The organism is Mesorhizobium sp. UC74_2 (assembly GCF_042701485.1).
Lineage (GTDB): Bacteria > Pseudomonadota > Alphaproteobacteria > Rhizobiales > Rhizobiaceae > Mesorhizobium.
The window spans coordinates 1,423,406-1,449,588 of the sequence record NZ_CP170562.1; the positions used below are offsets into that span (position 1 = coordinate 1,423,406).

21 protein-coding genes, 1 pseudogene and 1 riboswitch are annotated in these 26,183 nt (G+C 63.9%); of the genes and pseudogenes, 8 read left to right on the forward strand and 14 right to left on the reverse strand.

Features of this window, described 5'->3' with window-relative positions; genetic code table 11:
• Positions 1-28 precede the first annotated feature (28 nt).
• Positions 29-3,825: pseudogene (gene metH, locus ACFJIU_RS06710) on the reverse strand (methionine synthase).
• A gap of 218 nt (positions 3,826-4,043) precedes the next feature.
• Here metH and ACFJIU_RS06715 point away from each other — a divergent pair.
• Positions 4,044-4,463, forward strand: coding sequence for a Fur family transcriptional regulator (locus ACFJIU_RS06715; RefSeq protein ID WP_379069043.1), 420 nt, complete (start codon positions 4,044-4,046; stop codon positions 4,461-4,463).
• A gap of 39 nt (positions 4,464-4,502) precedes the next feature.
• Here the strand turns inward: ACFJIU_RS06715 and ACFJIU_RS06720 are convergent, their stop codons facing one another.
• From ACFJIU_RS06720 to ACFJIU_RS06770, 11 genes are all read right to left on the reverse strand, one after another.
• Entirely contained in the window at positions 4,503-5,354 is an 852-nt protein-coding gene (locus tag ACFJIU_RS06720; protein ID WP_379072989.1) for a metal ABC transporter permease, read from the reverse strand.
• Complete coding sequence (gene sitC, locus ACFJIU_RS06725) at positions 5,351-6,211, reverse strand: iron/manganese ABC transporter permease subunit SitC (RefSeq protein ID WP_379069046.1); 861 nt, start codon at positions 6,209-6,211, stop codon at positions 5,351-5,353. The genes ACFJIU_RS06720 and sitC overlap by 4 nt, the downstream gene beginning before the upstream one ends.
• Positions 6,208-7,107: a manganese/iron ABC transporter ATP-binding protein gene (locus ACFJIU_RS06730; RefSeq protein ID WP_379069049.1), complete on the reverse strand. Its 900-nt coding sequence runs from the start codon at positions 7,105-7,107 to the stop codon at positions 6,208-6,210. The genes sitC and ACFJIU_RS06730 overlap by 4 nt, the downstream gene beginning before the upstream one ends.
• Positions 7,104-8,024: a metal ABC transporter substrate-binding protein gene (locus tag ACFJIU_RS06735; protein ID WP_379069052.1), complete on the reverse strand. Its 921-nt coding sequence runs from the start codon at positions 8,022-8,024 to the stop codon at positions 7,104-7,106. The genes ACFJIU_RS06730 and ACFJIU_RS06735 overlap by 4 nt, the downstream gene beginning before the upstream one ends.
• Positions 8,025-8,129: 105 nt before the next feature.
• A complete protein-coding gene (locus ACFJIU_RS06740) occupies positions 8,130-8,582 on the reverse strand; it encodes a hypothetical protein (RefSeq protein ID WP_379069054.1) in 453 nt (150 codons plus the stop codon).
• Positions 8,546-8,884 (reverse strand): hypothetical protein, encoded by a 339-nt coding sequence (locus ACFJIU_RS06745; protein WP_379069057.1) that lies wholly within the window; start codon positions 8,882-8,884, stop codon positions 8,546-8,548. Before ACFJIU_RS06745 ends, ACFJIU_RS06740 begins: the two co-directional genes overlap by 37 nt.
• Positions 8,881-9,123, reverse strand: coding sequence for a hypothetical protein (locus ACFJIU_RS06750; protein ID WP_379069060.1), 243 nt, complete (start codon positions 9,121-9,123; stop codon positions 8,881-8,883). The genes ACFJIU_RS06745 and ACFJIU_RS06750 overlap by 4 nt, the downstream gene beginning before the upstream one ends.
• Positions 9,114-10,241: a ribonucleotide-diphosphate reductase subunit beta gene (locus ACFJIU_RS06755; protein ID WP_379069063.1), complete on the reverse strand. Its 1,128-nt coding sequence runs from the start codon at positions 10,239-10,241 to the stop codon at positions 9,114-9,116. The genes ACFJIU_RS06750 and ACFJIU_RS06755 overlap by 10 nt, the downstream gene beginning before the upstream one ends.
• Positions 10,242-10,270: 29 nt before the next feature.
• Positions 10,271-13,156 (reverse strand): ribonucleoside-diphosphate reductase subunit alpha, encoded by a 2,886-nt coding sequence (locus ACFJIU_RS06760; RefSeq protein ID WP_379069066.1) that lies wholly within the window; start codon positions 13,154-13,156, stop codon positions 10,271-10,273.
• Between the two features lie 104 nt (positions 13,157-13,260).
• A riboswitch (cobalamin riboswitch) is annotated at positions 13,261-13,461 on the reverse strand.
• Positions 13,462-13,532: 71 nt separating this feature from the next.
• Positions 13,533-14,708, reverse strand: coding sequence for a TonB family protein (locus ACFJIU_RS06765; RefSeq protein WP_379069069.1), 1,176 nt, complete (start codon positions 14,706-14,708; stop codon positions 13,533-13,535).
• 3 nt (positions 14,709-14,711) lie between these two features.
• On the reverse strand, positions 14,712-16,880 hold the full coding sequence (locus ACFJIU_RS06770) for a TonB-dependent receptor plug domain-containing protein (RefSeq protein WP_379069070.1): 2,169 nt from the start codon (positions 16,878-16,880) through the stop codon (positions 14,712-14,714).
• Positions 16,881-17,113: 233 nt separating this feature from the next.
• Between ACFJIU_RS06770 and ACFJIU_RS06775 the strand changes: the two genes are divergently transcribed.
• The 4 genes from ACFJIU_RS06775 to ACFJIU_RS06790 are packed head-to-tail and all read left to right on the forward strand — an operon-like array spanning position 17,114 to position 20,494.
• On the forward strand, positions 17,114-18,175 hold the full coding sequence (locus tag ACFJIU_RS06775; RefSeq protein ID WP_379069073.1) for an iron ABC transporter substrate-binding protein: 1,062 nt from the start codon (positions 17,114-17,116) through the stop codon (positions 18,173-18,175).
• 1 nt (position 18,176) lies between these two features.
• Positions 18,177-19,226 (forward strand): FecCD family ABC transporter permease, encoded by a 1,050-nt coding sequence (locus tag ACFJIU_RS06780; protein ID WP_379069076.1) that lies wholly within the window; start codon positions 18,177-18,179, stop codon positions 19,224-19,226.
• The gene (locus ACFJIU_RS06785; protein ID WP_379072991.1) at positions 19,223-20,059 is read left to right on the forward strand and encodes an ABC transporter ATP-binding protein; all 837 of its coding nucleotides are present in this window, start codon (positions 19,223-19,225) and stop codon (positions 20,057-20,059) included. Before ACFJIU_RS06780 ends, ACFJIU_RS06785 begins: the two co-directional genes overlap by 4 nt.
• A 39-nt stretch (positions 20,060-20,098) precedes the next feature.
• Entirely contained in the window at positions 20,099-20,494 is a 396-nt protein-coding gene (locus ACFJIU_RS06790; RefSeq protein WP_379069079.1) for an NUDIX domain-containing protein, read from the forward strand.
• Between the two features lie 29 nt (positions 20,495-20,523).
• Here the strand turns inward: ACFJIU_RS06790 and ACFJIU_RS06795 are convergent, their stop codons facing one another.
• On the reverse strand, positions 20,524-21,600 hold the full coding sequence (locus tag ACFJIU_RS06795; RefSeq protein ID WP_379069082.1) for a substrate-binding domain-containing protein: 1,077 nt from the start codon (positions 21,598-21,600) through the stop codon (positions 20,524-20,526).
• 232 nt (positions 21,601-21,832) lie between these two features.
• On the opposite strand from ACFJIU_RS06795, the gene ACFJIU_RS06800 reads away from it, so the two are divergent.
• Positions 21,833-23,290 carry an aldehyde dehydrogenase family protein gene (locus tag ACFJIU_RS06800; RefSeq protein WP_379069084.1) on the forward strand — a complete coding sequence of 486 codons (1,458 nt, stop codon included), beginning with the start codon at positions 21,833-21,835 and terminating at the stop codon, positions 23,288-23,290.
• Positions 23,291-23,392: 102 nt separating this feature from the next.
• Positions 23,393-24,358 carry a methionyl-tRNA formyltransferase gene (locus ACFJIU_RS06805; protein WP_379069087.1) on the forward strand — a complete coding sequence of 322 codons (966 nt, stop codon included), beginning with the start codon at positions 23,393-23,395 and terminating at the stop codon, positions 24,356-24,358.
• Between the two features lie 6 nt (positions 24,359-24,364).
• Here ACFJIU_RS06805 and ACFJIU_RS06810 read toward each other — a convergent pair whose 3' ends face one another.
• On the reverse strand, positions 24,365-24,883 hold the full coding sequence (locus ACFJIU_RS06810; RefSeq protein WP_379069089.1) for a DUF2478 domain-containing protein: 519 nt from the start codon (positions 24,881-24,883) through the stop codon (positions 24,365-24,367).
• Between the two features lie 213 nt (positions 24,884-25,096).
• Between ACFJIU_RS06810 and ACFJIU_RS06815 the strand changes: the two genes are divergently transcribed.
• Complete coding sequence (locus ACFJIU_RS06815; RefSeq protein ID WP_379069092.1) at positions 25,097-26,053, forward strand: helix-turn-helix domain-containing protein; 957 nt, start codon at positions 25,097-25,099, stop codon at positions 26,051-26,053.
• Positions 26,054-26,183: the final 130 nt, after the last annotated feature.

Sequence of the window (26,183 nt, forward strand, 5' to 3'; positions counted from 1 at the left end):
GGCGCAGTGCAAAGACGACAGGGCGGAATTACTCAGCGGCCTCGGCTATCGGCGAGGGCACATAGTTAAGGATCGGTCCAAGCCAGCGCTCGACATCGGCGACGGCCATGTCCTTGCGCGCGGCATAATCCTCGACCTGATCGCGCTCGACCTTGGCGACGCCGAAATAGTAGCTTTCGGGCTGGGTGAGATAGAGGCCGGATACCGACGAGCCGGGCCACATCGCCATGCTCTCGGTCAGGCGCACGCCAATCCGCTCTTCCGCCTTGAGCAGGTTGAACAGCGTCACCTTCTCGGTGTGGTCGGGCTGGGCTGGATAGCCGGGGGCAGGGCGGATGCCGCGATAGGGCTCGCCGATCAGGTCGTCTGGCGCGAGGTCTTCATCGGCAGCGTAGCCCCAATATTCCTTGCGCACCTTCTCGTGCAGACGCTCCGCGAAGGCTTCGGCGAAGCGATCCGCCAGCGCCTTGACCAGGATCGAATTGTAGTCGTCATTGGCGCGCTCGAAGCGCTCGGCGATCGCGACCTCCTCGATGCCGGCCGTCACGACGAAGCCGCCGATATAGTCGGGCCTGCCGCTCTCGCGGGGGGCGACGAAATCGGAAAGCGCGACATTCGGCTTGCCGTCGCGCTTGGTCAGTTGCTGGCGCAGCGTGAAGAAGGTGGCGAGCTCGGTGTCCCGGGCTTCGTCGGCAAACAGCTTGATATCATCGCCTGTGGTATTGGCGGGCCAGAAGCCGAGGACGGCTTTCGGCGCGAACCACTTCTCGTCGATGATCTTCTTCAGCATCGCCTGCGCGTCGTCGAACAGTTGCCGTGCCGCCGGCCCCTGCTTTTCGTCTTCGAGGATCCTGGGATAGCGCCCCTTCAATTCCCAGGTCTGGAAGAACGGCGTCCAGTCGATGTAGCGGGCGAGTCGGCCAGGTCCCAGCTTTCGAACACCCTGGTCCCGAGGAATGAAGGTTTCGGCGGCTGGTAGCCGGCCCAGTCGACCTTGTGGGCATTGGCGCGCGCCTTGGCCAGCGGCAGGCGCTGCTTGTCCCGTTCCGAGCGCTCATGCGCCTCGGTCACCTTGCGATACTCGGCCTGGATGGTCTCGACATAGCCGGCCTTCATATCGGGCGAGAGCAGGCTGGAGACGACGCCGACCGCGCGGCTGGCGTCGGTGACGTAGACGGCCTGTCCCTTCTGGTAGCGCGGATGGATCTTGACCGCGGTGTGGACGCGGCTCGTCGTTGCCCCGCCGATCAGCAGCGGGATGTCGAAGCCTTCGCGCTCCATTTCCGAGGCCATATGCACCATCTCGTCCAGCGACGGGGTGATCAGGCCGGAAAGGCCGATCACATCGACCTTTTCGTTGCGCGCGGTTTCGAGGATCCTGGCCGCCGGCACCATGACGCCGAGATCGATGATCTCGTAGTTGTTGCAGGCGAGGACCACGCCGACGATGTTCTTGCCGATGTCGTGGACGTCGCCTTTCACAGTGGCCATCAGGATCTTGCCGGCGCTCTGGCGTTCGCCATTGTCGATGCCTGCGGCGGCATTGGCGAGCTTCTCGGCCTCCATGTGCGGCAGCAGGCCCGCGACGGCCTGTTTCATCACGCGGGCCGACTTAACCACCTGTGGCAGGAACATCTTTCCCGCGCCAAACAGGTCCCCGACGACATTCATGCCGGCCATCAACGGGCCTTCGATGACATGCAGGGGGCGCTCGGCGTTCAGCCGTGCCTCGTCCGTGTCGGCATCGATGAATTCGGTGATGCCGTTGACCAGCGCATGCGAGATCCGCTGTTCGACCGGCCACTCGCGCCAGGCCAGGTCCTTCTCCCTGGTTTCCTTGCCGGCCGTGCCCTTGTAGCGCTCGGCGATCTCGAGCATGCGTTCGGTCGCGGTGCCACCGGCCTTGGGCTGGCGGTTGAGCACCACATCCTCGCAGGCCTCGCGCAGCTCGGGATCGATCGATTCATAGACGGCGAGCTGCCCGGCATTGACGATACCCATGTCCATGCCGCGCTGGATGGCGTGGTAGAGGAACACCGCATGCATGGCCTCCCGCACCGGCTCGTTGCCGCGGAACGAGAAGGACAGGTTGGAGATGCCGCCGGAGATATGGACATGCGGCAGCGTTGCGATGATTTCTCCCGTCGCCTCGATGAAGTCGACGCCGTAATTGTCGTGCTCCTCGATGCCGGTGGCGACCGCGAAGACGTTCGGATCGAAGATGATGTCCTCCGGTGCGAAGCCGGCCTGTTCCGTCAGCAGCTTGTAGGCTCGTGTGCAGATCTCGACCTTGCGCGCCCGGGTGTCGGCCTGGCCGACCTCGTCGAACGCCATCACCACGACGGCGGCGCCATACATGCGGCACAGCCTGGCATGATGCAGGAAGGCCGCTTCGCCTTCCTTCATCGAGATCGAATTGACGATGGCCTTGCCCTGCACGCATTTCAGGCCGGCTTCGATGACATCCCATTTCGAGGAATCGATCATCACCGGCACGCGCGCGATGTCGGGTTCCGCGGCGACTAGGTTGAGGTACTCGACCATCGCCTTCTGCGAATCGATCAGGCCCTCGTCCATGTTGATGTCGATGACCTGCGCACCATTGGCGACCTGGTCGCGGGCGACGTCGAGCGCCGCCGCGTAGTCGCCGGCGGTGATCAGCTTCCTGAACTTGGCCGAGCCGGTGACGTTGGTGCGTTCGCCGACATTGACGAAGGGAATGTCCCTTGTGAGGGTGAAGGGTTCGAGGCCGGACAGGCGCATCTGCGGCGACCGTTTCGGCAGCCCGCGCGGGGCGTGCCTGGAAACCGCGTCGGCGATCGCCGCGATATGTTCCGGTGTCGAGCCGCAGCAGCCGCCGACCACATTGACCAGCCCTTCGCGCGCGAAGTACTCGACCTGGCCGGCCATGAATTCGGGGCTCTCGTCATACTGGCCGAATGCGTTCGGCAGGCCGGCATTCGGATAGGCGCAGGTGAAGGTCTCGGCCACCGAAGACAGTTCTGCAAGGTGCGGACGCATGGCGGCGGCACCAAGCGCGCAGTTCAGGCCGATCGTGAAAGGCTGGGCATGCCGCACGGAATGCCAGAAGGCCGTCGGCGTCTGGCCGGATAGCGTGCGGCCGGAAAGGTCGGTGATCGTGCCGGAGATCATGATCGGCAGCCGGACGCCTTTTTCGGCATAAATCTCCTCGCAGGCGAAGATCGCGGCCTTGGCGTTGAGCGTGTCGAAGATGGTCTCGATCAGGATGATGTCGGCGCCGCCGTCGATCAGCCCGCGCAACTGCTCGCCATAGGCGAGGCGCAGGTCGTCGAAGGTGACGGCGCGATAGCCCGGATTGTTGACGTCTGGCGAGATCGACGCGGTGCGGTTGGTCGGCCCGAGCGCGCCGGCGACGAAACGGCGCCGGCCGTCTTCCTGCTCGGCCCTGCGCAAGGCGCGCCGCACCAGTCGCGCGCCATCGCGGTTCAACTCATAGACCATGTCCTCCATGCCGTAGTCGGCCTGCGCGATCGACGTGGAGGAGAAGGTGTTGGTCTCGACGATGTCGGCGCCGGCCCTGGCATAGGCGTAGTGGATATCCTCGATGGCCTTGGGCTGGGACAGGATCAGCAGGTCGTTGTTGCCTTGCTGGTGGCAGGCGCAGCCGCCGAAGCGGTCGCCGCGGAAATGATCCTCGCCGAAGCCGAGACCCTGGATCTGGGTGCCCATCGCGCCGTCGAGCACGAGGATGCGCTCGCGCGCGGCAGCTTTCAGCGCTGCGAGGATTTCCGAGCCGTCGGGACGCGACGACAGCGGGCCGAAGAGCTCATCGACCGAAGACATATTACGACACTCTTCATTCCAGGAACGACGTCGCAATCTTAGTCACATAAAGACATGTTTATGTCAATATACGATTTCCCTTTTCTGGGTCGAACCCCGGCCGGGGCGACGTGGCTCGCTTTTGTGAATGCGACGCAACTGAGATAGGACTAGAAGCTTCCGAAGGTCCGGACTAAGGGCTTTGATGCTTGACCGGAGTGAGGCGGGAGACCGACAGGTTGGAACGAAACATCGCGGATATCTGCAGGGAGTTCGGACTGAAGCTGACCGGTCCGCGCCGGATCATCATGCAGGTCCTGTTCGAATCGAGCGATCATCCCGACGTCGTCGAACTGCACCGCCGCGTCACCGCGATCGAACCGACGATTTCGCTTGCCACCGTCTATCGCACGGTCAACCTGCTGCGCGAGAAGGGGGTACTGGAGCGTCATACGTTCGGCGACGGCCGCGCCCGCTACGAGACCACGCCGCGCGAGCACCATGACCACCTCATCAATGTGGAAACGGGAAGCGTGATCGAGTTCCAGTCCGAGGAGATCGAGCGCCTGCAGGAAGAGATCGCCCGCAAGCATGGTTTTGCGATCGTCAGCCACAGGCTCGAGATCTATGTGCGGCCCCTGAAGCGGAGCCGGACATAGTACCCGAACGGCTGCGAGGTGACGCGGATGGTCACCGGCTCATTCGGTCACCTCTATCGTTGACCGGGTCCGTACAGCTTTGAGCGTGACGAACAGGAAGGCCGCGACGAACAGTGCGGTGAGCAGCAGCACGATGGTCGGCGCTGGGGCGCTGTCGATGAAGAACGACAGGTAGACGCCCAGCAGCGAGGCCCCGGCCGCGATCACCACCGACAGCCAGAGCATGGCGCTGAAGCGCGTGGTCAGCAGGAAGGCGATGGCGCCGGGCGCGATCAGCATGGCGATGGCGAGGATGATGCCGACCGCCTTCAGTGCGCCGACGATCGTCAGCGAGATCAGGCACAGCAGGCCGTAGTGCAGCAGCTGAACCCGCAGCCCGACGGCTCTTGCCTGCGCCGGGTCGAAGGCATGCAGCAGAAAATCGCGCCATTTGAAGATGATGATACCGGCGGTTATCGCCGCGATGACGGCGGTTTCGGCGATGTCGCGCAGTCCGATGCCCAGGATGTCGCCGAACAGGATGTGGTCGAGATGAACCTCGGACTGGATCTTGACGTAGAGCACCAGCCCAAGCCCGAACATGCCGGAAAACACGATGCCCATCACCGTATCCTGCTTGATGCGGCTGTTGTCCTTGAGGAAGCCGGTGGCGAGCGCACAGACCATGCCGGCGGCAAAGGCGCCGACCGCGTAGGGCAGGCCGATGATGTAGGCGAGCACCACGCCGGGAAAGACGGCATGGCTGATGGCGTCGCCCATCAGCGACCAGCCCTTGAGCACGAGGAAGCAGGAGAGCAGGGCGGTGGGAACCGCAACCAGCACCGCGATGACCATCGCGTTGATCATGAAGTCGAACCGCAGGGGGGCGAGCAATATATCCAGCATGGTCAGGCCGTCCTTTCCAGCGCCTGGGCGGCGCGGCGGCGCGCTGCCAGCATGCCGTGCCTGGGTGCGAAGACGAAGGCGGTCAGGAAGATCAGCGTCTGCAGCACCACGATGATGCCGCCGGTCGCTCCGTCGAGGAAGTAGCTGGCATAGGCGCCGACGAAGCTTGTGGCAGCACCGATGACCACGGCAATCACCAGCAGGCGGGGGAAACGATCGGTCAGGAGATAGGCCGTGGCGCCCGGGGTCACCACCATGCAGATCACCAGGAAGGCGCCGACCGTCTGCAGGGCGGCGACCGTCGATGCCGACAGCAGCGTGAAAAACATGATCTTGAGCGCGACCGGGTTGAGGCCGATCGAGCGCGCGTGGCTTTCGTCGAAGAAAACCACCATGAGGTCTTTCCATTTCAGCAGCAGGATGGCGAGTGAGACGAAGCCGATGATGGCGAGCTGCAGCGTGTCCTCGGGTGTGATGGCAAGGATGTTGCCGAGCACGATGGTCTGGATGTTCACGGAAGTCGGCGACAGCGACACCATGAAGAGGCCGAGCCCGAAGAAGGAGGAGAAGATGAGGCCGATGATGGCGTCCTCCTTCAGCTTGGTGCGCTGGTTGAGGAAAAGCATCGCGGCGGCGGCCAGCCCGCCGGAAAAGAACGCGCCTATGGAGAAGGGCAGGCCCAGCATGTAGGCGCCCGCGACTCCCGGTACGATCGAATGCGAGAGCGCGTCGCCGATCAGCGACCAGCCTTTCAGCATGAGATAGCAGGACAGGAAGGCGCACACGCCGCCGACCAGCGCCGAAACCCACATTGCGTTCAACATGTATTGGTAGCCGAAGGGCTCGAGGAGCAGCGCGCTCATTCGCCGTCCTCCCTGAATTGCTGCTGCATGGCCCCGGGTTCGCCGTAGAAGACCAGCGGCCGCTCGTCATCGGTGATGACGGCGACGCGGCGTCGGTCGCTGTCCGCATGCAGCCCGGCGCCGCCGAGCACGAAATGGCGCAGCACCCCGCCGAAGGCCTTCTCCAGATTGGCCTGGGTGAAGGTCTCGGCGGTCGGGCCGGAGGCGAGCACGGTGTTCTTCAGGAGCACGGTTCGGTCGCAGAACTCCGGGACGCTGCCGAGATTGTGCGTCGACACCAGCATGACGCGCCCTTCGTCGCGCAACGCGCGCAACAGGTCGATGATGGCGTCCTCGGTCTTGACGTCGACGCCGGTGAACGGCTCGTCGAGCAGGATGACACGCCCGTCCTGCGCCAGCGCGCGGGCCAGGAAGACGCGCTTCTTCTGCCCGCCCGACAGTTCGCCGATCTGGCGCCTGCGGAACTCCGACATGCCGACGCGGGCAAGGGCGGCCGAAACGGCCTCGCGATCGGCGGCTTTCGGAATGCGCATCATGTTCATGTGTCCGTAGCGGCCCATCATGACGACATCCTCGACCAGGACCGGAAAATTCCAGTCGACCTCCTCGGCCTGCGGCACATAGGCAACCAGGTTCTTGCGCAGCGCCTCGGCGACGGGCATGCCGAGCACCTGGATGCTGCCCCTGGCAAGCCGCACGAAGCCCATGATCGCCTTGAACAGGGTCGATTTGCCCGAACCGTTGACGCCGACCAGCGCCGTGATCGTGCCGGTCGGGACCTCGAAGCTGGCATCGTGCATCGCGGTCTGGCCATTGCGATAGGTGACGGTCGCATCCCGCACGGAGATGCCAGCCGGCAGAGCCGGCTGGGTGACGATCTTGAATGCTGCCGTCATTGCGAGAGGCCCTCGGCGAGGCCCTGCCGCAACGTGTCGGAGGTGACGCGAAGCAGGTCGATATAGGTCGGCACCGGACCGTCCGCCTCGCTGAGCGAATCGACGTAAAGCACGCCGCCATAGTGCGCGCCTGTCTCGCGGGCCACCTGCCGCGCAGGCTTGTCGGAAACCGTGCTTTCGGAAAAGACCGCGACGATGCCGTTCGCCTTGACCGCATCGATGACCTTGCGGACCTGCTGCGGCGTTCCCTGCTGGTCCGCATTGATCGGCCACAGATAGAGCTCCTGCATGCCGAAGTCGCGGGCCAGATAGCTGAAGGCGCCTTCGCTCGACACCAGCCAGCGCTTGTCCTGCGGGATCTCCTCGAGCTTCTGGCGGATCGGCGCGATCGTCGCTTCGATCTTCTGCTTGTAGGCCTCCGCATTGGCCCGGTAGGTGCCGGCATTGGCCGGATCGTTCCTGATGAAGGCGTCACGGATGTTGTCGACGTAGATCAGCGCGTTCCTGGGCGACATCCAGGCGTGCGGATTGGGCTTGCCGGTGTATGGCCCCTCGGCGATGCTCATCGGCTCGACGCCCTCGGAGACGACGGCGCCGGGCACGTCATGCAGGTTCTGGAAGAATTTCTCGAACCACAGTTCGAGGTTGAGGCCGTTCCACAGGATGAGTTTCGCGCCCTGCGCGCGCTGGATGTCACCCGGCGTCGGCGCGTAGTTGTGAATCTCGGCGCCCGGCCTGGTGATCGATTCCACGATCGCGGCATCGCCGGCGACATTCTTGGCCATGTCGGCGATCACCGTGAAGGTGGTCACGGCCTTGAATTTCTCCTGCGCGGCTGCCGGCGCGATCGCCAGGATGGCGCTGATCGCCATTCCCATCGCTGCGGCCAGGATCGACCGTCTCATCCCATCATGCATAAGCGCCTCCTTGTTGCGACTAATTCTCATTTGCATTCGACCTTTGATGCAAATGAGAATTGTTTGCAATAAGAATTTGCGAAAATACGTTGATGGACGCTGCGGCTAGCTGCCGTGCGCGCCTTTCTGCGTAAGCATGGCTTCGACAATCCAGCCTTTGCCGTCGAGCGCTTCTTTGCGAACCTGTTCGAGGCCGCCGACGATCTCCAGCAGCCTGCCGGAGAGGAGCATGTCGTCCGGCATGCCGGCATAGAGGGTCCAATGCACGTCGTTGTGCCCGCCGACGGTATCCGGTGCCGGGACGGCGGGCTGCATGAAAACGATGGTGTCGGCGTTGTTGGGGAAATCTCCGGCGAGGGAGCGCCCGGTCGCCGTCAGGATCGATCGGCCGACATTGCACAGCGCCACCTTGTGCGCGGTCATCAGCACCTGAATGCCGCTGTTGCCGGGGATCACCTCATAGTCGAGCTCGAAATCTCCGGTCGACCGCAATCGCTGCAGGATGCGTCCCAGCGTTTCGATCAGCGAGAACCCGCTCCAGACGCGAAGGCCCCGCATTCGGAAGCATCCAGTTCCTCGAAGGAGAGACCAGCGTGTCGAAGGTCGCCCGCCAGTGCCTCGCCGCCGTCCTTGTGCGGTTCCCTATAGGTAGTGGTGCGGAACGGCCGGTTCCGCACATAGAGCCCGACGATCTCCGCACGAAGGCGGGCAGGGTCCTTCATTCGTCTGTCGGTGCCTTCTTCAGCCTCGTGATCCGGGATGAAAAACAGGGTCACATGGCCGCGGACGTTGATTGCCTGCACCGTCACGAAATCCGGATTGCCGGCACCGATCCCGACGATGAGGACCTTGCGCCTCATTGCCGGATCGCAGATCCCGGGGCGACCGACCCCTGCAGCGCTTCGAAGAGTTCGGCGAGTCGGCGCGGTCCGGGATGGTCTCCCCGGTATCGCTGCAATCTGGCGATCTCGATGGTCGCCGCCGCGGCGAGGTCCGTCCCGGCGGGTTGCGCAAGCAGCCACGACAGGAACACATCTTCCGGCTGTTGCGGGGCCGCCGGCTGTCCGGCGATGTGTCGTGCTTCGACGTTCAGTCCCATGCCAGCGCCCCGCCATTCTGGTATTCGATGACGCGGGTCTCGAAGAAGTTCTTCTCCTTCTTCAGGTCCATCGCTTCCGACATCCACGGGAACGGGTTCTCGGCCTCTGCGAACACCGGGTGCAGGCCGAGTTGCGCGCAGCGCCGGTTGGCGATGAAGTGCATGTACTGCTCGCACAGCGCCGCGTTGAGCCCGAGGAACCCCCTCGGCATCGTGTCGCGGCCGTAGGAGGCCTCCAGTTCCGCCGCGTCGGCGATCATGGCGCGCACCTCTTCCTGGAACGCTTTCGTCCACAGATGCGGGTTTTCGATCTTGATCTGGTTGATGACGTCGATGCCGAAATTGAGATGGATGGACTCATCGCGCAGGATGTACTGGTACTGCTCGGCAATGCCGACCATCTTGTTGCGCCGTCCGAGCGACAGGATCTGCGCGAAGCCGGTGTAGAACCACATGCCTTCGAAAATGACGTAGAAGGCGACGAGGTCACGCAGGAAGGCCTGGTCTGCCTCCAGCGTGCCGGTGCGGAAGTCCGGATCGTCGAGATGCTGGGTATGCTTCAGCGCCCACGCCGCCTTGTCGGTGATCGACGGCACCTCGCGATACATGTTGAACAGCTCGCCTTCGTCCAGCGACAGGCTTTCAACGATGTACTGGAAGGTATGCGTGTGGATCGCCTCCTCGAAGGCCTGGCGCAGCAGATACTGCCGGCATTCGGGATTGGTGAGATGCCGGTAGATGGCCAGCACGATGTTGTTGGCGACGAGCGATTCCGAGGCGGCGAAGAAGCCGAGATTGCGCTTGATCATGCGCCGCTCGTCGTCGGTCAGGCCGTCCTTCGATTTCCAAAGCGCGATGTCGGCCTGCATCGACACTTCGGTCGGCATCCAGTGGTTGTTGCAGCCGGAGAGATATTTCTCCCAGGCCCAGCGGTACTTGAGCGGCAGCAGCTGGTTCACGTCGGCGCGCGCATTGATCATGCGTTTTTCGTCGACGGAAACGCGGGAACCGCTGCGGTCGATCTCGCCGAGGCCGGTGGCGGCGGCAATGGGCGGCATATCCGCGTCGAGATCGATGATGGTTTTGGGCTGGGCTTTCGGTTCGGACCAGTCGAGCACCTTCTTTTCTCCTTCTTTTTCTTCGCTGCTTACTGGCAGGCTTCGCACTCAGGGTCGTCGATGGCGCAGGCCTTGCCCCAGGCCGCATCGGCATGGATGACGATCGGCTGGGCGGCGGGTGCGGCGGCAAGCGCCGAGACGGCGTTGAGCTTGCCGTCGGTGCCTTTCAGCGTCGATTTCTCGACATGCGTCGCCGAGCGCGAGCGCAGGTAGTAGGTCGTCTTCAGGCCTTTGCGCCAGGCAAGACGATAGAGTTCGTCGAGCTTCTTGCCGGAGGGATTGGCAATGTAGAGGTTGAGCGACTGCGCCTGGTCGATCCACTTCTGCCGTCGTGACGCCGCGTCGATCAGCCAGGAGGAATCGATCTCGAAGGCGGTCGCATAGAGCGCCTTGATGTCGTCGGGCACCCTGTCGATCTGGCCGAGCGAGCCGTCGAAATATTTGAGGTCGGAGATCATCACCTCGTCCCACAGGCCACGCGCCTTGAGATCATGCACGAGCTGCGCGTTCACCACGGTGAAATCGCCGGACATGTTCGATTTGACGAAGAGGTTCTGGTAGCCGGGTTCGATCGACTGCGACACGCCGCAGATGTTGGAGATGGTGGCGGTCGGCGCGATTGCCATGCAGTTCGAATTGCGCATGCCGGATTTCTTGACCCGCTTGCGCAACGCATCCCAGTCGAGCGTGGAAGACGCATCCATCTCCACGCTGGGCCGCGCCTTTTCCAGGAGGACAATGGAGTCTATCGGCAGGATGCCTTTCGACCACAGCGATCCTTCATAGCTCGGATAGCGGCCACGCTCGGCGGCAAGATCGACCGAGGCCGAGATGGCCTGGTAGCTGATCGCCTCCATGCTGGCGTCGGCGAAGGCGACCGCCTCATCGGAGGCATAGGGGATGCGCAGCAGCTGCAGCGCATCCTGGAAGCCCATCAGGCCCAGCCCCACCGGCCGGTGGCGCAGGTTGGAACGGCGCGCCTCGGGGATGGTGTAGAAATTGATGTCGACGACGTTGTCGAGCATGCGCATGGCGACGGAGACGGTCCTTGCCAGGCGATCGAGGTCGAGCCCCTTTTCGCTGACATGGTTGACGAGGTTGATGGAGCCGAGATTGCAGACGGCGACCTCGTCCTTCGACGTGTTCAGCGTGATTTCGGTGCACAGGTTGGAGGAGTGAACCACGCCGACATGGCCTTGCGGCGAACGGATGTTGCAAGGGTCCTTGAAGGTGATCCAGGGATGGCCCGTCTCGAACAGCATGGTCAGCATCTTGCGCCAGAGGTCGACGGCGCGGACCTTGCGGAACACCTTGAGCCCGCCGGCGGCTGCCTTCGCCTCATAGGCCTCGTAGGTCTGCCGGAACGCGGAGCCGTAGAGATCGTGCAGGTCAGCCGTCTCGTCTGGCGAGAACAGCGTCCATTCGCCATTGGCCTCGACCCGTTCCATGAACAGGTCCGGCACCCAGTTGGCGGTGTTCATGTCATGCGTGCGGCGGCGATCGTCGCCGGTGTTCTTGCGCAGGTCGAGGAATTCCTCGATGTCGACATGCCAGGTCTCGAGATAGGCGCACACCGCGCCCTTGCGCTTGCCGCCCTGGTTGACGGCGATGGCGGTGTCGTTGGCCACCTTCAGGAACGGCACCACGCCCTGGCTCTCGCCATTGGTGCCCTTGATGTGCGCACCGAGGCCACGCACCGGCGTCCAGTCATTGCCGAGGCCGCCGGAATATTTGGCGAGCAGCGCATTGTCCTTGACCGCCTTGAAGATGCCGTCGAGGTCGTCGGCGACGGTGGTCAGGAAGCATGACGACAGCTGCGGCCGCAGCGTGCCGGAATTGAACAGCGTCGGCGTCGACGCCATGAAATCGAAGGAGGACAAGAGGTCGTAGAACGCGACGGCCCGAGCCTCGCGGTCGATCTCGCGCACCGCCAGCCCCATGGCGACCCGCATGAAGAAGGCCTGCGGCAGCTCGAAACGCTTGCCCTTCGTGTGCAGGAAATAGCGGTCGTAGAGTGTCTGCAGGCCGAGATACTGGAACTGCAGGTCGCGTTCGGGCTTCAGCGCCGCACCCAGCCGGGCAAGGTCGAAGCGGCCGAGTTCCGGATCGATCAACTCGGCTTCGATGCCGGCCGTGATGAATTCCGGGAAATAGGAGGCGTAGCGCCCCGCCATCTCGGCCTGGGTTGCCTGCTCGCTGCGCCCGGTGACGAAACTCAGGGCTTCGCGGCGGAGGCGGTCGAGCAGCAGGCGGGCCGAAACGAAGGCATAGTTCGGCTCGGTCTCGACCAGCGTGCGTGCGGCCAGGATCGGCGCCAGCGACAGTTCATCCCGCGTGATGCCGTCATAGAGATTGCGGCGTGCCTCGGTGAGGATGGCCTCGGGCGAAACGGCTTCCAGGCCGGCGCAGGCTTCTTCGACCACGCGCGAGAAGCGGGCTTCGTCGAGCGGTGCAAGGGCACCGTCTTCGCCCTTCACGTTGAGCGATCCGCCCGGCGCGACCGCATCCGCCTTGTCCGCCAGGCGCTCGCGCGCCCGCTCCGCGCGATAAAGCACATAGGCGCGCGCCACCTTGTGGTGTTCGCCGCGCATCAGCGCCAGTTCGACCTGATCCTGGATCTCCTCGATATGGAAAGTGCGTCCGGCTTCGAAGCGGCGCGTCAGCGCCGCAACCACCTGTCCGGCCAGGTCCTCGACAACGTCATGCACACGCCGCGAGCCCGCCGCGCTCGAGCCTTCGACTGCGAGGAAAGCCTTGGTCAGCGCCACCACGATTTTCGTCGCATCGAACGGCGTCACCGAACCGTTGCGGCGTATCACCTTGTAGCCGGGCTCGGCCTGAGGCGAATGATGGCTTTCGCCGATCGGTGGGGCCTTGGGAGCTCCGTTCGTGGTGAGCGCTGCAGTCGTTGCCATGTCATCCCCGTGGCGTTGTGGGCGGGGATTTTGGGGGAACGCATTGGCCATTCGGGACGCAGCGACGCCCGGCCACGCGCACCGCCGGGACACCCCGCCCGAGGTTCGTTCTCGTTCGTCGCGGCAGGTCTCCTGGCTCACAGGTCGTCGCCCTTGTCGGCCTTCCCGGTGCGTTACGGCACCAGTGGCATTTTTCGACGCGGGCTCACTGCTTACAGTTGCGGGGGCAGCACCGGTTTTGCACCGGCTTCCCTCTTAGCTCCCGAACCAGACGACTCGGGAGAACCTCGACTCCGATATCTAGTATAGAACAGCGACTCGATGTCAACGACTGGTATGGATGGTCGCGGATTTGCCGACAAGGCATTTTGGCGGTTCAGCGCTTGAAACTGATCGTGATCGCCAGCGTCATCGAGGAGCGGGCTATTTCAGGTGGCGGGGCGGGTACAGGGGAGGCTCGCTTCACGGTCTCGATCGCAGCGCGATCAAGGGCCGCATTGCCGGAGGAGCCCGCGACCGAAGCCGATCTTACGACGCCTTGGGCATTGATGCGCAACTGCACGCGAACCGACGCAGAACCACTGGCGCCCGGGGGATATTGCCTGAAGCGGCGGATATGGGCGATGACCTTGGCCTGCCATTGCGCAGGTGATACCGCGCCGCGTCCGGCTGCCTTCGCGGGTCCCGTGGAGGTTGCCTGCTTCGGCGAAACCGCCGCCGGCCGAACGGCTTTTTCAGATGAGCCGGACCCATCGGCTGCCACGGTCCTCTTCGGCGCGCTCTTGCGCTGCTGGCGAACCGGCCTGGCGGGCTCTGCCCGTTCGAGTTTGCGAGAGCGGCTGTTGTTCTCGGCCTTTCGGGTTTCCTGTCGCGCGGCGCCGGGCTTCTCGACCGGGCGGGCGGGTTTGCTTTCCGGCGCCTTCGTGACGGCCGGCACGGCTGGCACGTTTTGCTGCGCGGAGCGGAGAACCTGTGGTGCAGGGGCGGCTTCCTGCTTCGGCTGCGGTGCTTCGGTTCTGGTTTCCGCTGTTTCCTGTCGCGGCTGCCGCGCGGGTTTGGTCGTCGGGGGCTTGTCGTCTTCAGGGAGCGGATCGGCCTGCCTCGGTTCGTCGTACGAGGGCTTTTCCGGCGCTTTTTCGATGTCAGGCCGAGGAACGGAGCGTGCCGGTTCGTCGACTGCATCCGCGGGCCGCTCGGCCTTCAGGGCAGCCTCGGATACGTCCGGAGGCACCCACTCAACGGAGATGGAGTCGACGATGCCCGTATCGGTGGCGGGAGGCAGGGTTAACGCGGCGAGATAGAGCCCGGCGCCGATATGGGCTGCGACGGAGACCACGCCACCCAGCAGCCAGCGCTGCGCTTCGCTGCGGTCGCCTGACGGTTCTTCGCCGGACTCAGGTTCCGGTGCTGCGGTGTTCGGGACGGCGTCATCGCTGTCGGGTCGCGGCGCCGGAATTTCCGGCGCCGCCTTGTCGTCGGTCGCCGGGACGGGCGAAGCAGGGCCGGCGCCGCGCGCGGATTTCCGCGCGCGCGATCTCGCCGGCCTGGCCATGCCCTAGAACCGCATGGCCGAGTTCAGGTAGAAGGTGCGGCCCTGTTCCGGGAAGCCGTAGGCAAGCTGGTAGTTCTTGTCGAAGATGTTCCTGACGCCGAAGTCGAACTCGAAATTGTCGTTCAGCTTGTAGTTCATGTTGAGATTGACCAGCGCGAAGCCCTTGGTTTCGAAGAACGCGGTCTCCAGCCGGTCCGTCGACCAGCGTGAGCTGTAGATGGCGACGTTGGGCGACACGGTGAAATTCTCGTACGGCACCCAGTCGGCATAGAGATAGGCGCTGTGTTCCGGCGTGCCGATGGGCTTGAGGCCGGGCCTGACCGGATCGGAAAGCTTGCGCTTCAGATAGGTGTAGCTCGCACCCACGGTCAGATTGGAAAGCACGTCCCATTCACCGTAGACTTCGACACCATGGTAACGGCCGTCGCCGATGTTCTGGCTCTGGACTTTCCCGCCACCAACACTCACCGACTGGATCACGTCGGAGACGTCGCTGTAGAACACCGAGCCGCCGATCTTCAGCGTTTCGGTCGGTTTGCCGGCCCAGCCGAGCTCGTAGTTCACGGCGCGCTCGGGGCTGAGATCCGGGTTCGGCAGGGCGTCGCCGAAGCGGGTGCTGAACCGGTCGAACAGTGTCGGGAAGCGGGTGCGCGAGGAAATGCTGGCGTGGAATTCCGACGCATCGCTGTAGCGATAGATCGCCGCTCCCTGCCAGTTGAATGCCGAGCTGCCGCCATGCGGATATTCGGACATCTTCTTGCTGGCGGAGTCGTATTTCTGAGCCTTGATCAGCTTGTTCTTGTCGTAGCTGATGCCACCGACGAAATCCAGGCGCTCGGTTGCGTGGAAGGTGTCTTCGACCGCCACCGACCAGGTGTCCTCCAGCTTCGTCTGCTTCGGGTCGACGAAGGCTGAAGTGCCTGGCTGGTTGTGATCCCAGTTGGTATGGTCGTCGCGGCGGTAGTGAACGGCGCCCTTGAGTGTGTTCATCGGGATGAGTTCGGTACCGGCCTCGACGCTGACGCCATAGGCGCTGTCGTCATAGTAGCTGTTGAAGGCGCGCGCCTGCTTCTGGCTCGTGAAGGTCGAGTCGTCATAGGCCGAAAGCAGGTTGTAGAAGGTGTTGTAGTAGGCCTTGGTCTTTACGTAGGACTCATCGCCGAGTTGCGTATGCGAGTAGAAGGCCAGCGAGTCGATGTCCCAGCGCGGCCATTCCCAGTCGCGCTGGTAGGCGGCGCCCGCCGGCAGCGGTGTCCGCGTGATACCCCGCACCGGCTCGTAGATGCTGTAGGGCGCGGCCTTCTCACCCTGCTGTTTGGTGTAGCTGATGACGTATTCGTCGGTCTCGTTCGGCGTGTAGCCGAGCTTGAAGTTGGCACGCCAGTCGCGAACGTTGGAGAAGTCGCGGCGGCCGCCATCCTCCACGGGCCCGCCGATGCCGACCGGGGCCGGATTGAAGCCCTGCGGCAGGAACCAGCCGTCGCTGTTGCGGAATGAACCGCTGGCCTGGAGATAGAATTTCTCCTGCTTGGTTCCGACCCAGCCGGATGTCGTGAACGCGGAAAGATCACCGGTGTTGCCGAGGTCGACGCCGGTGCGCAGTTCGCCTTCGAATTCCTTGGTCGGCTTCCTGGTGACGAGGTTGATGGCGCCGCCCATGCCGCCAGGCCCGCTCAGCACCGAGACATACCCCTTCTGCACCTGGATCTCGGAAAGGTCCGGCGTCAGGAAGCGGCCGTAGTCGAGACGGTTATCGGCCGGCAGATAGACACGGATGCCGTCGATATAGAGCGGCACCTGGAAACGATCGAAGCCGCGAACGTAGATCAGCCTTTCGTTGCGGCTGCCGCCGGTGTTGGAGACCTCGACCCCCGGCGTGGCTGCCAGCGCATCGTCGAGCGTGTTGCGGTTGCTCTTGTGGATGTCCTTTGCCGTCACCACACTGCGCGACACCGACTGACCGCCAATGTCGGAAGAGGTGCCGGCGGCGGCGCCATAGACGATGATCTCGCCGAGCTCGAAGACGGGGGAAGTGCCCGCACGGGCGGGCGCAGCAGGTGCGTCGTCCTTTTTCTTTTCGACGTTCCCGCCCTGCTGCTGCGCATGAGCAACCGGCAGTGCGGCAGCGGTTGTCAAAAGGACGAGCAAAGTCGTCGACGAAAGTCGCTTCATGAAAATCCCCCTCAATGCCCCGATCGGACTTGCCCGCCGCCAACGTGACGACAGGGCGTCCTCCCAATTTGTAAGCGTAATATACGGACAAATACAAAGAACATGTATCCCGTCAAGGCAGTGGTCTGCGCTAAACAGTTTATTGCAGTAGGCCAGCAATCCCCTTCCTTGACCGATATGTCAGAACAGAAATAACAATCGTGCTGATTTCGAAGCGTGCGAGGGGACGAAAAATGGATCGACGGGGATTTCTGGCGCGGCTCTCGCAGGCATTCCTGCTTCTATGCCTTGGCGTGGCGGCGGCCGCATCCGCGCAGGCCGCAGGCCGCACGATCGTCGATTCCGCGGGGCGTTCCGTCACATTGCCTGAACGTGTGGAGCGCGTGCTGGCGGCAGGCCCGCCGGCCTCCACGCTGTTGTATGTGCTGGCGCCCGACAAGATGGTCGGCTGGGTGCGCGAGCCGGGCGCCGGGGAAAAGGAATTCCTGGCCGCGCCCTACAGGGACCTGCCCGCCTATGGCCGGCTGACCGGCAAGGGCAATACCGCCAATCTGGAACTGGTGCTCTCGCTGAAGCCGGACATCATCATCGATGTCGGCACGGTCGACGCGACCTACGCATCATTGGCGGACCGGGTGCAGGAGCAGACCGGGATTCCCTACGTCCTGATCGACGGCTCCTTTGCCAAATCCGTTGAAACGCTGCGCAAGACCGCCGATCTGCTGGGCGTGCCGGAGCGCGGTGAGGAACTCGCCGCCTATGCCGCAACCACGCTCAAGGACATGGATTCGCTGCTGGCTACTCTTCCGGCGAATGAACGCCCGAAAGTTTATTACGGGCGCGGACCGAAGGGGCTCGAAACCGGCCTGGCCGGTTCGATCACCACGGAAATCCTTGGCGCGGTGGGAGCACACAGTGTCGCCGATGCCGCCGGCAAGGGCAGCCTGGCGAATGTCTCCCTCGAACAGCTCCTGGCCTGGAACCCCGACGTGATCCTGACGCTCGACGCGGATGCCCAGGCAGCCATCCTCAAGGATCCGTCATGGTCGGGCATCGGCGCGGTCCAGAAGCGGCGTGTCTACCACACGCCGACATTGCCGTTCGGCTGGTTCGATTCCCCTCCCGGCATCAACCGGCTCATCGGCGTGCCGTGGCTGGTCTCGGTTCTTTATCCGGGAAAATCGTCCGGCGAACTGGCGGCAACGGTGCGCGCCTTCTACAAGCTGTTCTACCATGTCGAGCTGACGGACAAGCAGCTGGACACCTTGCTCGCGGATGCCCGGCCGAAACCATAAGATGACGCAATCACCAGGGGCAGCTTTCTCGGCGACCGGCAAGGCGAAAGCCCGGCTGGGCTGGGTCGCCGCATGTCTGATGCTGGTCCTCGTGGTGGTGGCGGCTCTGTCATTCGGCCAGTACGGCGTCAGCCTGGCGGAGGCTTTCCGCGTCGTCGCGGCAAGGCTGACGGGGAGCGAGAGCGGCCAGCCGCCGATCGTCGACACGGTGGTGTGGAACGTTCGCCTGCCGCGTGTCCTGTGCGGACTGCTGGTCGGGGCTGCGCTTGCCGTCAGCGGGGCGGTGTATCAGGGACTGTTCCGCAATCCGCTGGTTTCGCCGGACATATTGGGGGTCTCTGCCGGCTCAAGCCTTGGCGCGATCTGTGGCATCTTCTTCTCGCTGCCGGTCCTCGCGGTCCAGGGCCTGTCGTTTGCCGGCGGGCTGGCTGCCGTGGCACTTGTCTATCTGGTCGGCAATGCGGCGCGGGGACGCGACCCGATGCTGATGCTCGTGCTGGCCGGGATTGCGATCGGGGCCTTGCTGGGCGCCTGCATCTCGCTGCTCAAGGTGCTGGCCGACCCCTACAACCAGTTGCCGGCCATAACCTTCTGGCTGCTCGGCAGCCTTGCCAGCGTCACGCGCGGTGACCTCCTCTCGATCCTGCCCGTGATGGTGATGGGTCTCATTCCGATGGTGCTGCTGCGCTGGCGCATGAACCTGATGACGCTGGACGATGAGGAGGCGCGGGCGCTGGGTGTGGAAACGGGAAGGATCCGGCTCGTCCTGATCATTGCCGCGACGCTGATGACGTCCGCCGCCGTCTCCGTCTCCGGCATCGTCGGCTGGATCGGATTGCTGGTTCCGCATCTCGCACGCGCCCTTGTCGGCCCCGATTTCACGCGGCTGCTGCCGGCCAGCGTGCTGCTGGGGGCGGGTTACCTGGTGCTCATGGACACGCTGGCCCGCAACGCGGCCAGCATCGAAATCCCGCTTGGTATCCTGACGGCAGCCGTCGGCGCACCGTTCTTCCTGTGGCTGCTGGTGAAGTCGGCAAGGGGATGGGCCTGATGCTGAGTGCCGTCGATCTCGCCTTCGGCTATCCGGGAAGACGTGTCGGCAGCGGCGCCACCTTTTCAGTCGCCGCTGGCGAAGTGTTCTGCCTGCTCGGGCCGAACGGCTGCGGCAAGACAACGCTCTTCAAGACCGTGCTCGGCCTGCTACCGGCTCTCGGCGGGCGGCTGGACCTGGATGGCATCCCCGTCTCCAGCCTGTCGCGCCGGCATTTCGCGCAGCGTGTCGCCTATGTGCCGCAGGCCACGGCGGCTCACTTTCCCTTCAGTGTCTTCGACGTCGCCTTGATGGGGCGCGCCAGCCGGATCGGTACTTTCGACCGGCCGTCGGCCAGTGACAGGGCGATCGTGCACGAGACGCTCACCCGGCTCGGCATCGCGCATCTCGGCGATCATCCCTATACCGAGATCAGCGGCGGCGAGCGCCAGATGACGCTGGTTGCGCGCGCGCTGGTGCAGCGCCCCGCCATGATCGTCATGGATGAACCGACCGCCAGTCTCGATTTCGGCAACCAGGCGCGCATCCTTAGCCAGATACTGGCTCTTAAGGGCGAGGGCATCGCCGTCGTGCTCTCCACGCATGAGCCCAGCCACGCCTTCGCCTGCGCGGGCACCGTCGCCTTGATGAGCGCGGGCACGATTGTCGCCTCCGGAACGCCGGATGCGGTTCTGACACCCGAGGCCCTCAGCAGGCTCTACGGCGTGGACGTCACCGTGGCGCGTCTCTCCGGGATCGAGCAGCAGGTTTGCGTGCCTGTCCTGCGGCGCCCCATATTGGAGCCGTGCGGGGACGCAGGCTCGACACGACCGTGGGACTCAGCGCATCCCTGATGGGCCAGCGCATCCGCGGCTGGATCGGGAGCGCCGCCAATGGGACACAGGACGATCCGTATCGCGGCTGCGGCCATTCTGGACAGCCGAGGCAGGCTGCTGCTCGTGCGCAAGCGCGGCACGACCACCTTCATGCAGCCGGGTGGCAAGATCGAACCGGGAGAGAAACCCGAAGCGGCACTTCTGCGTGAATTGAATGAGGAGCTCGGGCTTTCCTTCGAGACTGATGCGCTTCGATATCTCGGTGTGTTTTCAGCCGAGGCGGCCAATCAGCCGGACGCCACGGTTGTGGCGGATCTGTATGAAGTCAGCGCCATGGGTGAGCCCAGACCGGCGGCCGAGATCGAAGAGATCGCCTGGCTGGATGCGCAGAATACCGGCGGGGTCGCGCTGGCGCCGTTGACGCGCGACCTGGTGCTGCCGCGTTATTCCTGACGCGACCCCAAGCCGGGTCGCAACGCCGGCTACTCCGATTTGCGAAACACGTCGGCGATCGTCTTGATGACGCCGGGGTCCCTGACGCTGTAGCCAGGAACAAGCGAAATGGCGCTGTGGAAGTCGCGGCCCTGCATGACCTTCAGGATACGCCTGACGGCGTCAACCTCGAGGATGTCCTTGCGGCAGACGAAGAAATAATCCTCGGTCAGCAGGCGAACGAAACCGAGGTCGAACTGCCGGGCTGCCGCCTCGACGCCGAAGGCGACATCGGCCATTCCCGATGCCACATAAGCGGCCACGGCGGCATGAGTGAATTCGGCGTGTTCATAGCCGTTGATGCGGGTTCCATCGAGCTGGTGCTGGGCAAGCAGCAGTTCGAACAGCTGCCGCGTGCCGGAATCGGGGTCGCGATTGACGAAACGGATCTGCGGGTCGAGCAGGCGCTCCACCGTCGTGATCCCGAGCGGATTGCCACGCGCCACGATCAGGCCGACCTCGCGGGTGACGAAACCGATGACACGGTGAACGCTGGGGTTCAGCCAGCCTTTGCTGACGGCGATCGCCCGCTTCCGCAAGTCCCCCTGCGGCAGGTGCATGCCAGCAAGATCGCAGCCGCCATGCGACAATGATACGAGCGAGTTCTGGTTGCTGACATAACGAAAATCGACGTCGAGCCCCGGCTCGCGGCTGAGCAGTTCGCGCAGCTTCGGCACCGCGAAACCATGGCTGGCATGGACACGCAGCACCAGCGGGCCATTCGGCAGCATCTGGTTGATTTCGGTCTCGAGTTCCTGCGACAGGTTCTGGAGCAGGGGCCTCAGCCTGGCCTCGAGCCGCTGTCCCGCCCAGACCAGCTTTTCACCGAACGGCGTCAGCCTGGTTCCGCTGCCCTGCTTGCGTACCACCAGCGGCATCTCGAAGAAGTCCGACCATTTCTCGATCAGGTTCCAGGCGTGGCGGTATGAAACCTCTGCCTTGTCTGCCGCGGCGGTGATCTTTCCGGTGGCATGAATTTCGGCGAGGAAATCCAGCATGATCTGCAGCGAGCGGTTCCCTTCGCGTCTGCTGAAACGCCATACGGGTTCGATCTCGATCTGGATCATGCCTCCTCCATGGCTGACCGGTCGCCGCTTTAAAGATATGAATCAACGTTCATATATTTCCAGCAGAAGATAGGTCTTCGCGATCATATATCTCTGCCGCTCTTTCGGCAGAAGATTTCATATTCCCTCAGAATTACAATGAAAATAGTTTCATGGTCGTGGTGATAGCGACCAATCGGGTCGCGGTCGTGCACAATAGATATGAACTCAAATTCATATTTGGGAGGAAAATGTGCTGGACCGGGTCATCGACAGCGATACGCATAGGCTTCTGATCGACGGGCGTCGCGTCGCGGCCCTTTCGGGGCGCACCTTCGAGACGCTGAACCCGGCGACCGGACAGGTGCTGGCCAGGGTTGCCGAGGCCGGCGTGGAAGATATCGACGTCGCCGTTCGTTCGGCGCGCGCCGCCTTCGAAGGACCGTGGGGCCAGATGAAGGCATCCGAACGCGGCGCGCTGCTGCTCAGGCTGGCGGAACTCATCCGGCGGGATGAAGCCGAGCTCGCCAGGCTGGAAAGCCTCGATTCCGGCAAGCCGGTTTCCGCGATCGCGCGGCAGGATCTGCCGGCCGTGCTGGATACGCTGACCTACTATGCCGGCATGGCCGACAAGATCAACGGCCAGGTGATCCCGGCGCGGCCCGACGCGCTGACCTATACCGTCCGCGAGCCACTAGGGGTCGTCGGCGCCATCATCCCTTGGAATTTCCCGCTGATGATCGGGATGTGGAAGATCGCCCCGGCGCTCGCCTGCGGCTGCACCGTGGTGCTCAAGCCTGCCGAACTGACACCGCTCACGGCTCTCAAGATAGGCGACCTCGCTCTGGAAGCCGGCTTCCCTGCCGGGGTGCTCAACGTGGTGCCGGGCTTCGGCAAGGTGGCTGGCCAGGCGCTGGTCGACCATCCCGACGTCGACAAGGTCACCTTCACCGGTTCGCCGGTCGTCGGCAGGCAGATCCTTCAGGGTGCCGCCGGCAACCTCAAGCGGGTGACGCTGGAGCTCGGCGGCAAGTCGGCCAACATCATTTTCCCGGACGGCGATGTCGATACCGCGGTCAAGGCAGCGGGATCCGGCATCTTCTTCAACACCGGCCAGGTGTGCTCGGCAGGGTCGCGCATCCTCGTGCATGAGAGCATTCACGACGCGGTGGTGGAGCGGCTGGCTGCGCGGGCGCAATCGATCCGCGTCGGCGACCCGCTCGAAACATCGACGGCGATGGGGCCGCTGGTGTCGGAAGCCCAGATGAACCGGGTGCTGAACTACATCGAGATCGGCCGCAACGAAGGTGCTTCCGTGATCACCGGTGGCGCACGGCACGGATCAGCCGGCTATTTCGTGGAGCCGACCGTATTTGCCGGAGTGCATCATGACATGCGCATCTCGCAGGAAGAGATCTTCGGCCCCGTGGCGGTCGTCATCCCCTTCAAGGACGACGAGGACGCGCTGCGGATCGCCAACGGAACGGTCTACAGCCTGGCCGCCGGGGTCTGGACCGGCGATATCGGCCGCGCCCACCGCTTCACCAAGCGGTTGAAGGCCGGCACCGTCTGGGTCAACACCTATGGACCGACCGATATCCGCCTGCCCTGGGGCGGTGCGCGCGATTCCGGCTTCGGCCGCGAACATGGCGAGGCCGCCATCGACAATTTCACCGAGCCCAAGGTGATCTGGATCAACACCGGACGCTGATTTTCCACTCCGGCGCGCTGCCGGCTTTCCACCAACAGTCGAGGACCGACTCTCGCTGAAGGCGAGGGCACGGACGGTCTTTGCCAAATTCGAGGAGGCATCATGCGTATCGCAATCATCGGCCAGCAGGCTTTCGGCAAGAGTGTCCTGGAGGCATTCCTGGCGCGCGGCGACGACGTGGCCGGCGTCTTCTGCGCGCCCGAGAAGCCGGGCGCTCGTCCGGACCCGCTGCGGGTCGCGGCGGAAGAGCATGGCTTGAGGCTCTTCCAGCTCCCCAACCTGAAAAGCCAGGCAGCCGAGGGCGCGTTGCGCGCGCTCGACGTCGATCTCGCCGTGATGGCCTATGTGCTGCAGTTCGCCCCGCAGGCCTTCGTTAACATCCCCAGGCACGGCACCATCCAGTATCATCCGTCGCTGCTGCCGGCCTATCGTGGCCCCAGCTCGATCACCTGGCCGATCATCAAGGGTGACAGCCGCACCGGTCTGACCATTTTCCGGCCGACCGACGGGTTGGACGAGGGGCCAGTGATCCTGCAGAAAACCGTCGAGATCGGCGAGAACGACACGCTTGGAACCGTCTATTTCGATCGGCTTTTCCCGCTCGGCGTCGATGCCATGCTGGAAGCGGCGGACCTTGTTGTCGCCGGCCGCCATGTCGAGGTGGTCCAGGTCGAAGATGCCGCCTCATATGAAGGCTGGTGCCGCGACGCGGAGGCCAGGATCGGCTGGAACGCGCATCTGGATGCCATCCACAACCTGATCCGGGGCTGTGATCCTGCGCCGGGCGCCTGGACGACTGTTCTTGGCGAGAAGGTGAGGCTGTTCGAAAGCCGCAAGCATCCGGTGCGCCGGTTCGGCGACGTCCAGGGCAAGCCGGGCGAGATCGCCGCGATCGGCGAACAGACCGTGCATGTTACCGTCCAAGGTGGGACGATCGAGCTGGGCAAGGTCCGTACCGAGGCAGGCCAGAAACTCTCGGCCGCGGCCTTTGCAAAATCGCATGGGCTTTCGGTGGGTGACCGCCTCGAGTCCGAAGCCCCGCAACTGCAGGCGGCTGCCGGCGAGTAGCCTGGGTCAGGCCGCCAGGCGGGACCTGGCGGCCTGCCACCAACGATCAATCGACTGTTCGTCAGGCGTCAGCTCGAAAGCTCCGGGCGCAAACTGCAGCCAGGCATTGTGTTGCCGGGGCGAGACCGTGGTGATGACCGGCTTGCCGGCTTCGGCGGCCGTCACGAAAGCCGCCCACAGGCCATGCTGCGTGATTTCTGTCTTCCCGAACTTGCTCAGGATGACGGCATCGGCCGTGCTGATCTGGGAAAGTAGGAACTGGCAGGCCGCATCCATGCCGGCTGAGTCGAGATGGCAACTTGCTCCTTCCGGCGGATTGTCGATCTGGATGGAGAATTTCCGGCCTGTAGCGATGTCACGCAGATAGCCGACACGACAGGAGCCTTGAGCGTCGGGAGCAGCAGAAAGCACGCCGACGACCGTGCTACCGGCCTGACGCCATCTGGCCGCCGCTTCGGCAAGGCTGGCCTGCCAATCCTGTCCTTCCGATGTGGTGAGAAAGGCGATGTTGCTGGAGTCGTTCATGGTCAGCCGTTCATAACGAGAAAGAGCAGGGGGGCGGATTGGTCATCGCCGCCGGTTCTCTCATGACCGTGGGCGATCTTGTACGAAATGGCAATGAGTGCTTGTTACCATCCTATGGCAGCTTGCTTGTGTTGTCCCCATTCTGACCGTTATATTCACGTATAGCTAGCGAGCATTTACCAAAGGCACGAAAGACGACGTCTGGAGAAGCCGATGCATGCATACGCCAGGCATGCCGACAAGATTCAGGCAGCCATCAAATCCAGCGATGCCGCGAGGTCTGCGCTTGTGGCGTCCTGGCAACGCTCCGCGTCGCTTCATCGTCTCGATCCCGCCGAGCACAAGCCGCCACTCAGGCTCACAAGCGCGGAATTGCGAATGGCGCACCAGCGCATCGAGCCCTTGATACGAACCGCCCAGGTGAGCCTCGACCGGCTCTACCTCGCTGTGGGCGGCGTCGGCTGCTGCGTCCTGCTTGCCGACACCAACGGCATCCCGGTGGATCGGCGCGGCGCGTCCGGCGACGACAGGACGTTCGAGACCTGGGGCCTGTGGACGGGCACGGTCTGGAGCGAAGACGCCGAGGGTACCAACGGCATCGGCACCTGCATCGTGGAGCAGCGGACCTTGACCATTCATGCCGACCAGCACTTTCTGGATCGCAACACCGGGCTTTCCTGCACAACCGCGCCAATCTTCGATCATGAGGGCAATCTTGCCGCCGCGCTCGACGTGTCGTCATGTCGGGCGGATCTTACCGAGGGTTTCGCCGGCCTGATTTCGATGGCGGTGGCGGATGCCGCGCGCCGCATCGAGGCGGACCATTTCAGGCAGATGTTTCCCGAGGCGCGAATCCTGCTTGCGCCCCCGCAGGACAAGCATGCCGGCGGCCTGCTGGCGATCGACCGCGACGATCTCGTGATCGGGGCAACGCGCGCGGCGCGCATGTCGCTCGGCCTGACATCCGACCAGCTCGCGAAACCGCTCCCGGCCGGTGACCTGCTCGGAAAGCGGGAGCTCGGCGGCGGCGCGTTGCGGGAGGCCGAGCGGGCGGTGTTGCAGCGTGCACTTGCGCGGTCCGACGGCAACGTCGCCGCCGCCGCGCGGCTGCTGGGTGTCAGTCGCGCTACCTTGCATCGGAAGCTCAACCGGCTGGAAATGTCGCGCTAGCGCATTCGGCGTCAGGAACCTGTCGCAGTTCTGCGACACCTCCTAGGGCTCGCTTTCCGCGGTGCGCTGACAACCATCCGGCCAGCAGCAACACTCTCCCTGGGCCGCATCTGGCGGTTTCGACACATCT